Origin of the sequence: Rhodococcus phenolicus, assembly GCF_001646785.1 — a bacterium.
Lineage (GTDB): Bacteria > Actinomycetota > Actinomycetes > Mycobacteriales > Mycobacteriaceae > Rhodococcus > Rhodococcus phenolicus.
In genome coordinates, this window is sequence record NZ_LRRH01000074.1 from 41,212 (window position 1) to 55,398 (window position 14,187).

Below are 14,187 nucleotides of genomic sequence, written 5' to 3' on the forward strand. Positions count from 1 at the left end.
AGTCGCGCGGTTACGATTCCCGATTCGTCGGGAAGCTGCGCGATCAACCCCCGGTTCGGAGGCCGGGGCCCCACTGTGTTTGTCGACCACACAGTTTCTTCGACGCAGGGGACGGGCTGGGAGCAGACCTCCGCACACCGAAAAGGAATGCCACTCATGGCACGTCTCGCAGGTGTCGATCTTCCCCGCGAAAAGCGGATGGAGATCGCACTCACCTACATCTACGGCGTCGGCCGTACCCGCTCCAAGGAGATCCTGGCGGCGACGGGTGTGAACCCGGATCTGCGCAGCAAGGACCTCTCGGACGAGGACCTGGCGAAGCTCCGCGAGTACATCGAGGAGTCCTACAAGGTCGAGGGTGACCTCCGCCGCGAGGTCCAGGCGGACATCCGTCGCAAGATCGAGATCGGCTGCTACCAGGGCCTGCGACACCGTCGTGGTCTGCCCGTGCGTGGACAGCGCACCAAGACCAACGCCCGCACCCGTAAGGGTCCGAAGCGCACCGTCGCAGGAAAGAAGAAGTAATGCCTCCCAAGTCACGCAGCACCGGTCCGAAGAAGACCCAGAAGGCACGGCGCAGGGACAAGAAGAACGTTCCGCACGGCGCCGCTCACATCAAGAGCACCTTCAACAACACGATCGTGTCCATCACGGACCCGAACGGCAACGTCATCTCCTGGGCGTCGTCGGGCCACGTCGGCTTCAAGGGCTCGCGCAAGTCGACCCCGTTCGCCGCGCAGCTCGCCGCCGAGAACGCCGCCCGCAAGGCGCAGGAGCACGGTGTCAAGAAGGTCGACGTCTTCGTGAAGGGCCCGGGCTCGGGTCGCGAGACGGCGATCCGTTCCCTCCAGGCCGCCGGCCTCGAGGTGGGCACCATCTCCGACGTCACCCCCCAGCCGCACAACGGCTGCCGTCCGCCCAAGCGGCGTCGGGTCTAACGGGAAAGGAATAGGTACTAGAAAATGGCACGTTATACCGGTCCCGTCACCCGTAAGTCGCGTCGTCTCCGCGTCGACCTCGTCGGAGGCGACCAGGCGTTCGAGCGTCGCCCCTACCCGCCCGGCCAGCACGGCCGCGCGCGGATCAAGGAGAGCGAATACCTGCTCCAGCTGCAGGAGAAGCAGAAGGCTCGCTTCTCCTACGGAATCATGGAGAAGCAGTTCCGCCGCTACTACGAGGAAGCCGCCTCCCGCCCCGGTAAGACCGGTGAGGTTCTGCTGACCATCCTCGAGTCGCGTCTGGACAACGTCGTCTACCGTGCCGGCCTCGCCCGCACGCGTCGGCAGGCCCGTCAGCTCGTCACGCACGGCCACTTCCTTGTGAACAACAAGAAGGTCGACATCCCGAGCTACCGCGTCTCCCAGTACGACATCATCGATGTCCGCGAGAAGTCGCTGAGCACGCTGCCGTTCCAGGTTGCCCGTGAGACCCAGGGCGACCGCCCGATTCCGGGTTGGCTGCAGGTCGTCGGTTCGCGCCTGCGGGTGCTGGTCCACCAGCTCCCCGAGCGCGCGCAGATCGACATCCCGCTGCAGGAACAGCTGATCGTCGAGTACTACTCGAAGTAAGGCGCACACGCGCTGCGGTGTTCTTCCGGCCCAGGTTCTTCGGGGTCACAGCCGGGGGAACACCGCATCCCACGAGGGCGTCATATAGCGGACGCCCACAAGGAGGCAACTCATGCTCATTTCGCAGCGACCCACGCTGACCGAAGAAGTCATCGCCGACAACCGCTCGAAGTTCGTCATCGAGCCGCTCGAGCCTGGCTTCGGGTACACCCTCGGCAACTCGCTCCGTCGCACCCTGCTGTCCTCGATCCCGGGCGCGGCCGTCACCAGCATCCGCATCGACGGCGTGCTCCACGAGTTCACCACCGTCCCCGGTGTGAAGGAGGATGTCACCGACATCATCCTGAACCTCAAGGGCCTCGTGGTGTCCTCGGAAGAGGACGAGCCGGTCACCATGTACGTCCGCAAGCAGGGCCCCGGCACCGTGACCGCGGCCGACATCGTGCCCCCGGCCGGTGTCACCGTCCACAACCCGGATCTGCACATCGCCACCCTGAACGACAAGGGCAAGCTGGAGATCGAGCTCGTCGTCGAGCGCGGTCGCGGCTACGTCCCGGCCGTGCAGAACAAGGCGTCCGGCGCCGAGATCGGCCGTATCCCGGTCGACTCGATCTACTCGCCGGTGCTGAAGGTGACGTACAAGGTGGAGGCGACCCGCGTCGAGCAGCGCACCGACTTCGATCGGTTGATTCTCGACGTGGAGACCAAGAACTCGATCACCGCGCGGGACGCGCTCGCTTCGGCGGGCAAGACCCTGGTGGAGCTCTTCGGTCTGGCTCGTGAGCTGAACGTCGAAGCAGAAGGCATCGAGATCGGTCCCTCGCCCGCCGAGGCCGACCACATCGCCTCCTTCGGACTTCCCATCGAGGATCTGGACCTGACGGTCCGGTCCTACAACTGCCTCAAGCGCGAAGGTGTCCACACCGTCGGCGAGCTCGTGGCACGCACGGAGTCCGATCTGCTCGACATCCGCAACTTCGGTCAGAAGTCCATCGACGAGGTCAAGGTCAAGCTGCACTCGCTCGGCCTGTCGCTCAAGGACAGCCCCGCGTCGTTCGACCCCAGCACCGTGGCCGGCTACGACGCCGCCACCGGTACCTGGAGCGACACGGACGCTGGTTCCTTCGGCGACACCGACGGCAACGAGGACTACGCCGAGACCGAACAGCTGTAGCAGCTCACGGTCCGTTACTAGGAGAAAATCATGCCCAAGCCCAAGAAGGGTGCCCGCTTCGGCGGGTCGGCCTCGCACCAGAAGGCGATCTTCGCCAACCTGGCCACCGCGCTCTTCGAGCACGGCCGCATCACCACCACCGAGGCCAAGGCCAAGGCTCTGCGTCCCTACGCGGAGAAGCTCGTCACGCACGCGAAGACCAACACGCTGGCTTCCCGTCGTGAGGTGCTGAAGGTCATCCGCAACAAGGACGTCGTGCACGCCCTGTTCGCGGAGATCGGCCCGTTCTACGAGGACCGCAACGGCGGTTACACCCGCATCATCAAGACCGTCCCCCGCAAGGGTGACAACGCTCCGATGGCGATCATCGAGCTCGTCAAGGAGAAGACGGTCACCTCCGAGGCCGATCGCGCTCGCCGCGTCGCCGCCTCGCAGGCCGCCGAGGAGAACGTCGTCGAGGCTGTCGAAGCCGACGCGACCGACGCCGAGGTCGAGAACGCGGACGCCGTCGTCGAGGGTATCGAGGACAGCACCGCGACGGCCGCCGATGCCGACGAGGCCAAGAAGGACTAGTCCACTTGGCTTCGGCATCCGCTGACGCGAACGAACCCGCCGTCCCCACCGGGGACGGCGGGTTCGCCGCATCCGAGCCGGAGGAGACGACCCGGCTGCGACTCGACATCTCCTACGACGGCACCGACTTCTCCGGCTGGGCCCGGCAGCCCGGTCTGCGCACCGTGTGCGGGGAAATCGAGGAGAAACTCTCCGCGATCGTGCGCACGCCCGTCCTGCTGACCGTGGCCGGCCGCACCGACGCCGGCGTGCACGCCACCGGGCAGGTCGCCCATGTCGACGTGCCCTGCTCGGCGCTGCCCGACGACCCGTCCCGCTGGATACGACGACTGGCGCGGTTCCTTCCCCGGGACGTGCGGGTCACGGGCATCTCGGTGGCTCCCGAACATTTCGACGCCCGGTTCTCGGCGATCCGGCGGCACTACGAGTACCGCGTCACCACCGCCGCGTACGGTGCGCAGCCCCTGCGCTCCCGGGACACCGTGTCGTGGCCGAAGGCCGTCGACCTCGACGCGATGCAGCGGGCATCGGCGTCGTTGCTCGGTCTGCACGACTTCGCGGCGTTCTGCAAACGCCGCGAGGGCGCGACCACCGTGCGGGAACTGCAACGCTACGACTGGACCCGGGACGGGGACATCCTCACCGCGCACGTCAGCGCCGATGCGTTCTGCTGGTCGATGGTGCGCAGCCTCGTCGGCGCGGCACTCGCGGTGGGCGAGGGGCGCCGGACCGTCGAGTGGATGACCGGGTTGCTCGACGAGCGTGAACGTGCCGCGTCGGTCGCGGTCGCACCCGCGCACGGTCTGTCGCTGGTCGGCGTGGACTATCCCGCCGACGAGGACCTCGCCGCCCGGAACGCGGCGACCCGCGAAGTGCGGGGCCCGATCGTGCCGGGGTGCTGCTGACGCGACCGCGGACCGCGGCGCGCCTGGTGCTCCCTGAAGCCGGTCTCCGGTAGCCTGCCCCGCGGAGACGATCACGTCCCCGGCCGGCCCGGTGACCCCGGTCGCGTACTCGCATATCGGATCCGGTTGCCGATCAAAGGATTTCGGGAGGCGCAATGGTGTCCGGCGTGCGATGGCGACGGCGAATCGCGGCGATGGGAATCGTCGCGGCGATGCCGGTCGCAGGTGTCGCGAACGCCGAGCCGGCAGCGGGTGGCGGCACGAACAGCGCTGTGGCGCACGTCGACCGTATCGAGAACGTGACCGATCGGGATGTCGTGATGCACGTGTACTCGGCAGCGATGGACCGGGTGGTGCGCCTGGACGTGATCCGGCCGGCGGACACGAGCAGTCCCCGCCCGGTGCTGTATCTGCTCAACGGGGCAGGCGGCGGCGAGGACGCCGCGACCTGGCAGCAGCAGACCGACGTGCGGGAGTTCTTCGCCGACAAGGACGTCAACGTCGTCATCCCGGTCGGCGGTGCGTACAGCTATTACACGGACTGGCAGCAGGACGACCCGGTGCTCGGCCGGCAACGCTGGACGACCTTCCTCACCGAGGAGCTGCCGCCGGTCCTCGACGAGGCGCTCGGCACCAGTGGCCGCAACGCGATCGCGGGTATGTCCATGTCCGGCGGCTCGGCGCTGGCATTGGCGGCCGAGGCTCCGGACCTGTATCGCGCGGTCGCGGCGTACAGCGGTTGCGCGCAGACGAGTTCGGAACCCGGACAGAACTACGTCGAGCTGGTCGTGCACCTCGGTGGTGGTGACGTCGAGAACATGTGGGGTCCGGTGGGCGGGCCCGAATGGGCCGAGCGGGACGTCACTCTCCACGCGGAGAAGCTGCGCGGCAAGGCCCTGTACATTTCGTCCGGTGGGGGACTGCCGGGCCCGCACGAGTTCTCGGCGGCGCCGGATCCGGTCGACTACGCGGTGCTCGGCACGATCGAGGCGGCGGTGTCGCAGTGCAACGAGCGGCTCCGGACCACCCTCGACGGGCTCGGGATCGAGGCCACCTACGATCTGCGACCGGACGGAACGCATTCATGGGGCTACTGGCAGGATGCGCTGCACGATTCGTGGCCGGTCATGGCGGAGGCGATCGGCGCCTGATTCGAGAACGCAGGAGGGGTGAGGTCGCGTGACCTCACCCCTCCTGCGCGTTCCGCTCGGGTCAGAGCAGGATGCCGAGGCCGACGAGCAGAGTGGCCAGCGTGGCAGCGAGAGATCCGAGAATCATGAAGAGTCCTCCGTTTTGTCGGTGACAGGACTTTGTGCCCTGCCGTGTGGAGGACCTTATACCCGGGCCGAACCGTTGTGATACATCTCGACGGCGTGTTGTCGATCTTGTTTCGGTGCCGAAGCTATCAGTTCGCGAGGCTGCGGGCGATGACGAGACGCTGGATCTGATTGGTGCCTTCGAAGATCTGGGTGATCTTGGCGTCCCGCATGAATCGCTCGACCGGGAAGTCGCGGGTGTAGCCGTAGCCGCCGAGAACCTGCACGGCGTCGGTCGTGACCTTCATCGCCGCGTCGGTCGCGACGAGTTTGGCCACCGACGCCTGCCGCGAGTACGGCAGGCCGGCGTCCTTGCGCCGCGCGGCGTCGATGTAGGTGGCGCGGGCCGAGTCGACGGCCGCGGCCATGTCGGCCAGCACGAAGCCCAGACCCTGGTGATCGATGATCGCCTTGCCGAACGCGGTGCGTTCCTTCGCGTACGCGGTGGCCTCGTCGAGCGCGGCCTGTGCGAGACCCACCGCCACCGCGGCGATGCCGAGACGACCGGAATCCAACGCGCTGAACGCGATCGGCAGGCCCTGCCCCTCGGCGCCGATGCGTCGCTCGGCCGGGACGAACGCGTTGTCGTAGTGCGCCGTCGTGGTCGGGATCGCGTGCAGCCCCATCTTCTCCTCGGGCTTGCCGAAGGTCAGGCCCTCGGTGCCGTCGGGAACCAGGAAGCACGAGATGCCCTTCGAACCGGCGTCGGACGTGCGGGCGAACAGCGTGTAGAAATCGGCCCTGCCGCCGTTGGTGATCCAGGCTTTCGCGCCGTTGATGCGGTAGCCGCCGTCGACGGCGGTCGCGCGGCACGCCAGCGCGGCCGCGTCCGATCCGGCCTGCGGCTCGGACAGGCTGTAGGCGCCGATGGTGTTGCCGCCGAGCATGTCCGGCAGCCACTTGTTCTTCTGCTCCTCGGTGCCGTGCGTCGCGAGTGCGAAACAGGACAGTCCGTGCACGCTCACCGCGACCGCGACAGCGGCCCACCGTGCCCCGAGTTCCTCGAGCACCTGCAGGTACACCTCGTACGGCTGGTTGCCGCCGCCGAACTCCTCCGGGTACGGCAGGCTCAGCAGCCCGGCCGCGCCGAGCGCGGGGAACACGCCTTCGGGGAAGGTCTCGTTGCGTTCGTGCTCGACGACGCGGGGGGCCAGAACCTTGTCGGCGACGTCGCGGGTCAGGTCGATCAGGTCCCGGGCTTCGGGGGTGGGCAGCAAGCGCTCGACAGGCACGGAAGGCTCCTCCATCGGGGAAATAGTACTGACAACGATACTCCAGTACTATTTTGCGTATGACAAGAGCGGGAGCCCGACGCACCACGGCCCGACGGATGCAACTGTTCGACGAGCTCGTGGCGCTGTTCCTGGCCGAAGGGTTCTCCCACTTCACCCTCGACGACATCGCCGCCCGTCTCCGCTGCTCGAAGTCCACCCTGTACACCCTCGCGGAGAACAAGGACCGCCTCGTCCACGCCGTGACCGTGCACTTCTTCCGCGGCGCCACTGAACGCGTCGAGGCCGAACTCGCCGGCAGCACCGGCGCCGAATCCCGGATCCGGACCTACCTCGAAGCGGTCGGCCGGCAACTCGAACCGGCGTCGGCCCGCTTCATGGAGGACATGGCCGCGACCTCGGCGGCCCGGGAGGTGTACGAACGCAACACCCGCCTCGCCGCCGGGAGGGTCCGCGCGCTCATCGGCGACGGGGTCGCCTCGGGAGAACTGCGCGACGTGCACGCCGCGTTCGTCGCCGACGTGGTCGCCGCCGTCATGGTGCGCATCCAGCAGCGGGAGGTCGCCGCCGCGACGGGGCTCGCCGACGCACAGGCCTATCGCGAACTCGCGACCTTGCTCACCCGCGGCCTCACGGTCTGACCGCGGTGGTTTCATGACAGTCATGGACCCGACCGAGCCGATCAAGCTGGACATCATCGTGGCGAGCGTGCGCGCGGGCCGTGTCGCTCCCGTCGTCGCCGACTGGTTCGCCGGGACCGCACGCCGCCGCCCCGGATTCGACGTCGGGGTCCTCGACCTCGCCGACACCCCACTCCCGCAGGACCTGTCCGGCGGACCCGACGTCGAGGCGTTCACCCGGCGGATCGGTGCGGCCGACGCGTTCGTGATCGTCACCTCGGAGTACAACCACGGATACCCGGCGGCGCTGAAGACCGCTGTCGACTCCGTCAAACGCGAATGGCGGACCAAGCCGGTCGGATTCGTCTCCTACGGCGGACTGTCCGGTGGTCTGCGTGCCGTCGAACAACTGCGCCAGGTGCTGGTCGAGGTACACATGGTGCCGGTGCGCGAATCGGTCAGCTTCCACCGCGTCAAGCACGCGTTCGCCGCCGACGGCAGTACGTCCGACGGGGCCGCGATCGATGCGGCCGAACGGATGCTCGACCAGCTCGCGTGGTGGGCGCGCACCGTGCGCGCGGGACGGGGTATCGAACCCTATCCGGGCTGACCCGGCTGCGTCGCCGTCAGTGCGCGACCGCGGGTGCGGCCACGCGCGGCCGGCCGATGTGCGCCGTTTCGGCGGCGATCGTCACCAGGGTCAGCGTGGTGCGGCATGATCCGGCGGTGAGAACCACACGGTTGCCCGTGGCCCCTGGCTGCAACAGGGCCAGATCGGGTCGTTCGCGCGGCCACTGCTCCGGGTGACCGTGGATGTGCAGGGCGGTGACGTGCGGCGGCACGGTCGCCGGTCGTACGCCGTCGTAGACGGCCGTGTCGAACTCGGCGTCGCCGGGGTACCGGCCCGCGAGGCGCAACCGATCCGGACCGGCCGCACTGTCGAGCAGCGGCTGCCACGCCTGCGGCCGGTCGGTGTGCACGACGATCCGGGCGCCCACCGCGACCGCCCGGAACACGATCTGCAGTGCGACGTACAGTTCCCCGGCCACGTGTACCGAACGCACGCCGGGGCCGGTGAGGCACGCGGCGACCGCATTCCCCGACTCGTCGGAGCCGAGGAGCTGACCGCAGCCGGCGACCGGCATCGCCCACTCGTCGAGGTCCGCGGTCGCCGTCGAGCGCAGCGTCGCCAGATTCTCGAGACCCGGTACCGCGAGCGGCAACGCGGCCACCAGAGCGTCGCGGTCGCGGCCCCGGACCGGACGCAGTCCGGGTGCGGCGAGCGGTTCCGAGGAGCGGGTCGTGGTCCGCACGAGCGCGCCGGTCCGGACCCGCTCCGGCGTGGGGCCCGGTCGTAGCCGCACTGTGACCGTGGACGCGAGCGAGGGGTGGGACCAGATCCCGGTCAGGGCGGCGCGATCGAGCCGGCGCGGTTCGACGACACCGCCGCTGTCGAATCCGCCGGGCAACGGGACGTTGCGCCAGTTCCGTTCCAATCCGGCGGGGTCGACACCCCGGGTGATCCGCGCGACGGCGGCGTCGATCTCGGCGGCAGTGAGAACACGTGCGCGGAGCCGGTGTTCGCCCAGGACCCGTTCGAGCCGTTGCGCGGCGACCGTGATCGTCCGGGCGGCGCCCTCGATTCCACCGCCGCGGCTCGCCACGGCGTCACGGCACCGGGACACGTCGAGTCGCAACGCGAGTCGTACCGTGCGCACCGATGCGGCGGGCAGCGGACCGACGAGTTGCGCGTACACCTGGCCGGCCGGTGTGGTGTCGAGGATGCGCCGGCCGTGCGCGATCACGTCGATCGCGTCGAGGGTGACGTCGTGGTGCGTCAGGCACCGTGCGATCGCTGCGAGCGGCAGGATCCGGTCGGAATCGGTGTGGTCGCGTCCGAGCCGGGTGATGTCCCCGGTGGGCGGAAGAACCTCGACGACCGCGCTCAGGCACGTTCCGTCCCTGAGCAATCCGATGGACCCGGAGCCGTACGGGTGATCGACCGGCCGGGCCGGCCGCCGGTACCGTCCGGTGATGTACCGCCCCAGCACCACCGCCAGGTCGGGCACGCCGCGACCGCGGATGCGTACGAGTGCGGCCGCCGCCGGGCACATCGCGACAGCGATGGCGGTCACCGCGGATGCGCCGGACGCCACCGCGATCGTCCAGGTCGCCACGGCCACGCACTGGGCGGTGACGAACCGCACGAGGCCGGCTCGCTGCGCGCGTGCGGATTCCACTCGATCCATCGCTCTTCCCCCGAACTCCGGTCGAAGCGGACCGCAGGGTCCACCCGACATTCCCCGAGCGAACTGTACTGTGTTGCCGCAGGGGGCGTGCGGTACGGGGGAGGAAGCATGGCGGCACAACCCACCACGCGGTGGCAGGTCAGCGGGTACCGATTCCTGGTGCGGCGCATGGAACATGCGCTGGTACGCCGGGATGTGCGGATGATCGGGGATCCGATGCGCTCACAGACGCGGGCACTCGCGGTCGGAGCCGTGGTCGCGTGTCTCGGCCTCGCCGGGTGCGCGGCGCTGGCCCTGTTCCGGCCCCAGGACAAGATCGGTGACGCCACGATCGTGCTGGGCCGGGACTCGGGGGCGATGTTCGTCGCCGTCGACGGAACGTTCCATCCGGTGCTCAACCTCGCGTCTGCGCGTCTCGTGCTGGGGAGTGCGACCGAACCGGTCGTGGTCGCGGACGAGGAGTTCGCGACGCGCCCGCGCGGTCCGCTCGTCGGGATTCCCGGCGCCCCGTCCGCTCTGCCGTACGGGTCCGAGGACGAATCGTGGACGGTCTGCGACACCGTCGGAATCGGATCGCATTCGGTGACAACCACTCTCGTGATGGGGACGCCGCGGTACGGAGAACGGATCGACGTTCTCGACGGCGAGGCACTGCTCGTCGCCGCCGGGGCGACCCACTACCTGATCTACGACGGGACGCGGGCGGAGATCGACCTGAACGATCGCGCGCTGACCCGCGTACTCGGCATCGACGGGGCGACGGCCCGGCCGGTCAGTCCGGGGTTGATCGAGGCGATCCCGGAGGTGCCGCGGCTGTCCGCGCCCGTCATCGCGGGGGCCGGTACCGAACCCGGATTCCCCATCGACGGATTGACGGTCGGCTCGGTGGTCGCGATGGCCGAACCGGACGGCCGGCGCTTCTACGTCGTGCTGCGCGACGGGGTGCAGGAGGTCTCCGAGGCCACCGCCCAGATCATCCACTACTCGGATTCGCAAGGCGCGGCAGAGATTCCGATGGTTCCTCCGGACGTGACGAATCAGGCCCCGACGGTGCACGAACTCGCCGTCGACACATTCCCGCATACCGTCCCGGCGATCGTGGATGCGTCCGACCGACCGGTCGGCTGCCTGACGTGGTCACCGGACGACGACGCCGGCGAACAGCAACGCGCGCGACTGACCCTCTCCGCGGGTCGCGGGCTGCCGATCCCGGAGGACGCTGTGCCGGTGGGGCTGGCCCAGTCCGACGGCCCCGGGCCGAACGCGGATGCCGCGTACGTACCGCCCGGGCGAGGCGCGTACGTCCAGAGCACCTCGATCGTTCCGGACGGTGGCCGGCGCGATGCGCTGTTCTACATCGCGGACACCGGCGTGCGCTACGGCGTCGTCGACGCCGAGTCCGCGACCGCCCTCGGTTTCCCGGAGCAACCGGGCCGCGCCCCGTGGCAGATCGTGTCGTTGTTCGCCCCGGGGCCGGCGCTGGGTCGCGCCGAGGCCCTCGTCGCGCACGACGGGATCGCACCCGATGCCCGGCCCGCCCGGTTCGGATCCGGCGGCTGACCTCGGTCGACCGGGACACATCATCGCTCAGTCCGGGTGACGGTCCCCGTCGCCCCGTGGACGAGGGCGGCTGCGGTGCCGCAACGGGATCGATGCGAGCACCGCGACCACGAGGGCCCCGCAGACCGCGCCGCCCGCCGCCAGTGCGACGGTGCGCGGGCGGTGGTCCGGCGGCGGCGCCGGTCGCGGTGCGGCGATCGGTACGGACACCGGGGTCTCCGGCCGGGTAGCCGGATCCGGACCGGCGACCGCGGCGAGCGGATCGATCACCCCGTGCCCGACCCGGGGATTCCAGCCCTCGGCCGGGGCGTGCGCGGTCGCCTCGATCCGTGCCATCGCGGCGCGGGCGTCGAGTTCGGGGTGCCGGGCACGGACCAGAGCGACCGTCGCCGCGACCAGCGGCGCCGCGAAACTCGTCCCGGCGACCGGTTGCGGTCCGTCCTGTCCCTGGTAGGCATCGGCGAGCCCACCGTTGGTGGGGTGCAGCGAGAGCACGCCGCTGCCGGGTGCGGCCACGTCCACCCACGGTCCGGGCAGGCTGTACGCGGAGGGGGAACCGTCCGCCTCGACCGCCCCGACGGTGAGGACGTACTCGTCGTACCAGGCGGGCGACGCGATCGTGGTGACCGCCGACCACGGATCGCCGCCCGGCGCCAGCGGGTCGAGGCTGCCGGGGTTCGACGACCGGCACAGGTCGCCGGTGTTGCCCGCCGCCGCGACCACCACGGCGTTGTGGACGTCGGTCGCGTATTGCACCGCTGCGCCGAGCGCGCGATCGTCGAGGCCGTCCGCGGCCATCGCGCAGGCGACCTCCGAGATGTTGATGACGGTCGCACCCATGTCCGCGGCGGTCCGCACCGCCGCCGCCATGGTGCGGACATCCCCGTACCCGGGGGAGTTGCGCGCGGTCCCGTCGTCGGGGCGTTGGTTGCGGTCGGCGAAGTTGCGGCTGGACTGCCGGATCGCGATCAGCTCGACATCGGGTGCGCCTCCGGCGAATCCCGATCCGGGCACCGGCTGCGCCGCGATGAGCCCTGCGACGAGTGTGCCGTGCGCGTCGCAGTCGTCGGTGCCGTCGCCCGCAGCGACGTAGTCACCGCCCGGCCGCAGGTTCGGCAACCGGGGGTGGCGCGACACCCCGGTGTCGATCACCGCGACCTTCTGGCCGGCACCACGGGTGAGGGGCCACACGGCTGCGAAATCCAGGATCCGCTGGGCGGCCGGTGGCTGCGGACCGTCCACGGCGTCGCGTACCTGCGTGCACAGGTTCCGCTGCTCGGTCTCCTCCGGTGGCGCGGGCACAGCCGCCGGGGGCAGCGCTCCCGCGTCGGCGACCGGAGGGGCCGCATCCGCGGGTGGGACCGTCGCGGCGCCGAGCACCCCGGCCGCGACGAACGCAGCGGTCACGGCCGGAGAACGGGTCCGCACGTCAGATGCCGCGCACGGCGGAGTAGAGCCCGAGAACCCAGCAGGCCAGCGGAACGATCGTCGCCACGACCGCGTACTCGGAGATCTCGGCGAGGCGGCGCTGCACCGGCGTGAAGGTGCGCCGCGGTGCGACGACCCCGAAGACCAGGGCACCCACCAGCAGCGCGCTCCCTGCCGAGAACAGCACGACCGGCGCCGCGGCCTCGGTGACCGCGGCCCCGGCGAGCAGCCCCAGGAGGATGATTCCGCCACCGAGTACCAGGGGCGCGGCGTCCTCCGCTCCGGTGTACGTGCGGCCCCGGAACATCAGGGTCACGGCCGCAGCGACCGCGAGTGCCACGCCCGGCCAAGAGATTCCGTCGTCGGCTCGGGGGATCGTCGCGCACCAGGAACCCGCCGCGGTCAGGACGACGACGGCGTACACGAGGCCGGTGAGGTGGGACCGGGCGAGGGCTGCGCCGGCTTCGAGTTCGTCGAACGTCGGTGCCGGATTCGTGTCGTCGGGGTCCGCGACCACCGGATCGAGGGACGTCCCGGGTGCCGGCACCGGTGGTAACGGAAGCCGCGCGAGCATCATCGCGATGCGCGGGGCGAGCGTCGCGATGAGCAGGCCGGCCAGGACGAGCCCGGCGCCGATCGACGCGACCGGAACCGGCACGCACACCGCGACGGTCAACGCGCTCGCCGTCACCGCCGCGACCGTCGCGACACCGGTGAACGTCGCGGTCCCGACGACGGCGACACGGGCGGCCACCACGGCGACCGCCCCGGTGAGGACGGTACCGAGCAGCAGGTGCGGAAGGTCGTATGTCCCCGGGACCAGGAGCAGCCCGGTCGCGAACGCCGCCGGTGTCGCGCACACCGCCAGGAGCAGCGCGGTGGCGCGGTCGCGGTACACGCGGTGCACGACGGCGGCAGCGACGACGAGCAGCACCGTCAGGGTCGCCGTCGCGGCGCCGGCGATCGTGCGGCCGGTCCCCGCCGGGGTCTGCAGCAGCGCCGCCGAACCCACGAACACGGCGAGGACCGCGAGGACCGCGGCGACCGACTGCGCGGCCGGCGCCGACCAGCGGCGCAGACGGTCGCGGCCGGCGACCGCGACGTGGTACATGACGTCGTCGAACAGCGGTGGTGGCGCGGGCGCGGCGGCGTTCTCGAGCACGAGCAGTTCACCGTCCCGGATCCCGTGTTCCTCGAGTGCCAGCGCACCGGACAGAGGTGCCCGGCCGAGTTGCGCGAGTGTCCACCGGTCCGGCTCCACCTGGTCGGGGGTGGAGTCGAAGTCGTTGTCGGTGCGGTGCGCCGCAACGAGATCCACGATCCCGGGGACGAGCAGTGCCACCGGTACACCCAGCGGCAGCGCCAGATCGACCTGGCTGTGCCGGGTCAGCACGGTGATCCGGCACAGATCCGGCGCGCCGACGCCCCGGCTCGGTTCGGTGCCCGTGCGCGGCCGGTCGATGTGTGCAGCCGTCAACGATGTTCCCCCGTCGCATCGAATGTGTCGCCGGTCCGCCGGAACTCCCCTGCAGACGAACCGAACCCGCCGCAGACCATACGAC

Annotated in this window: 14 protein-coding genes; 10 read left to right on the forward strand and 4 right to left on the reverse strand. The window is 70.1% G+C overall.

Annotated features, from left to right (window positions below; translation table 11 throughout):
* The first annotated feature begins 156 nt into the window (after window positions 1–156).
* From rpsM to A8G15_RS20260, 7 genes are all read left to right on the forward strand, one after another.
* The gene (rpsM, locus tag A8G15_RS20230) at window positions 157–525 is read left to right on the forward strand and encodes a 30S ribosomal protein S13 (RefSeq protein WP_068163647.1); all 369 of its coding nucleotides are present in this window, start codon (window positions 157–159) and stop codon (window positions 523–525) included.
* The gene (gene rpsK, locus A8G15_RS20235) at window positions 525–938 is read left to right on the forward strand and encodes a 30S ribosomal protein S11 (protein WP_003938066.1); all 414 of its coding nucleotides are present in this window, start codon (window positions 525–527) and stop codon (window positions 936–938) included. Before rpsM ends, rpsK begins: the two co-directional genes overlap by 1 nt.
* A gap of 24 nt (window positions 939–962) precedes the next feature.
* On the forward strand, window positions 963–1,568 hold the full coding sequence (rpsD, locus tag A8G15_RS20240) for a 30S ribosomal protein S4 (RefSeq protein WP_068163650.1): 606 nt from the start codon (window positions 963–965) through the stop codon (window positions 1,566–1,568).
* A gap of 112 nt (window positions 1,569–1,680) precedes the next feature.
* Window positions 1,681–2,742 carry a DNA-directed RNA polymerase subunit alpha gene (locus A8G15_RS20245; RefSeq protein WP_068163653.1) on the forward strand — a complete coding sequence of 354 codons (1,062 nt, stop codon included), beginning with the start codon at window positions 1,681–1,683 and terminating at the stop codon, window positions 2,740–2,742.
* 30 nt (window positions 2,743–2,772) lie between these two features.
* The gene (gene rplQ / locus A8G15_RS20250) at window positions 2,773–3,315 is read left to right on the forward strand and encodes a 50S ribosomal protein L17 (RefSeq protein ID WP_068163656.1); all 543 of its coding nucleotides are present in this window, start codon (window positions 2,773–2,775) and stop codon (window positions 3,313–3,315) included.
* A gap of 5 nt (window positions 3,316–3,320) precedes the next feature.
* Window positions 3,321–4,220 carry a tRNA pseudouridine(38-40) synthase TruA gene (truA, locus tag A8G15_RS20255; RefSeq protein ID WP_082900031.1) on the forward strand — a complete coding sequence of 300 codons (900 nt, stop codon included), beginning with the start codon at window positions 3,321–3,323 and terminating at the stop codon, window positions 4,218–4,220.
* Window positions 4,221–4,414: 194 nt separating this feature from the next.
* Window positions 4,415–5,371, forward strand: a complete 957-nt coding sequence (locus A8G15_RS20260; RefSeq protein WP_068163700.1) for an alpha/beta hydrolase — start codon at window positions 4,415–4,417, stop codon at window positions 5,369–5,371.
* Window positions 5,372–5,625: 254 nt separating this feature from the next.
* On the opposite strand, the gene A8G15_RS20265 is transcribed toward A8G15_RS20260, so the two are convergent.
* Window positions 5,626–6,768, reverse strand: a complete 1,143-nt coding sequence (locus tag A8G15_RS20265; protein WP_068163703.1) for an acyl-CoA dehydrogenase family protein — start codon at window positions 6,766–6,768, stop codon at window positions 5,626–5,628.
* A 59-nt stretch (window positions 6,769–6,827) separates the two neighbouring features.
* On the opposite strand from A8G15_RS20265, the gene A8G15_RS20270 reads away from it, so the two are divergent.
* A complete protein-coding gene (locus A8G15_RS20270; protein ID WP_068163660.1) occupies window positions 6,828–7,409 on the forward strand; it encodes a TetR/AcrR family transcriptional regulator in 582 nt (193 codons plus the stop codon).
* A 22-nt stretch (window positions 7,410–7,431) separates the two neighbouring features.
* A complete protein-coding gene (locus tag A8G15_RS20275) occupies window positions 7,432–7,998 on the forward strand; it encodes an NADPH-dependent FMN reductase (protein WP_068163664.1) in 567 nt (188 codons plus the stop codon).
* Between the two features lie 16 nt (window positions 7,999–8,014).
* Here the strand turns inward: A8G15_RS20275 and eccE are convergent, their stop codons facing one another.
* On the reverse strand, window positions 8,015–9,637 hold the full coding sequence (gene eccE / locus A8G15_RS20280) for a type VII secretion protein EccE (RefSeq protein ID WP_068163667.1): 1,623 nt from the start codon (window positions 9,635–9,637) through the stop codon (window positions 8,015–8,017).
* A 108-nt stretch (window positions 9,638–9,745) separates the two neighbouring features.
* Between eccE and eccB the strand changes: the two genes are divergently transcribed.
* Window positions 9,746–11,197 (forward strand): type VII secretion protein EccB, encoded by a 1,452-nt coding sequence (gene eccB, locus A8G15_RS20285; protein ID WP_068163671.1) that lies wholly within the window; start codon window positions 9,746–9,748, stop codon window positions 11,195–11,197.
* Between the two features lie 27 nt (window positions 11,198–11,224).
* On the opposite strand, the gene mycP is transcribed toward eccB, so the two are convergent.
* Both mycP and eccD read right to left on the reverse strand, forming a co-directional pair.
* A complete protein-coding gene (gene mycP, locus A8G15_RS20290) occupies window positions 11,225–12,604 on the reverse strand; it encodes a type VII secretion-associated serine protease mycosin (protein ID WP_156665490.1) in 1,380 nt (459 codons plus the stop codon).
* 22 nt (window positions 12,605–12,626) lie between these two features.
* Complete coding sequence (gene eccD, locus A8G15_RS20295) at window positions 12,627–14,102, reverse strand: type VII secretion integral membrane protein EccD (protein WP_068163677.1); 1,476 nt, start codon at window positions 14,100–14,102, stop codon at window positions 12,627–12,629.
* Between the last annotated feature and the right edge of the window lie 85 nt (window positions 14,103–14,187).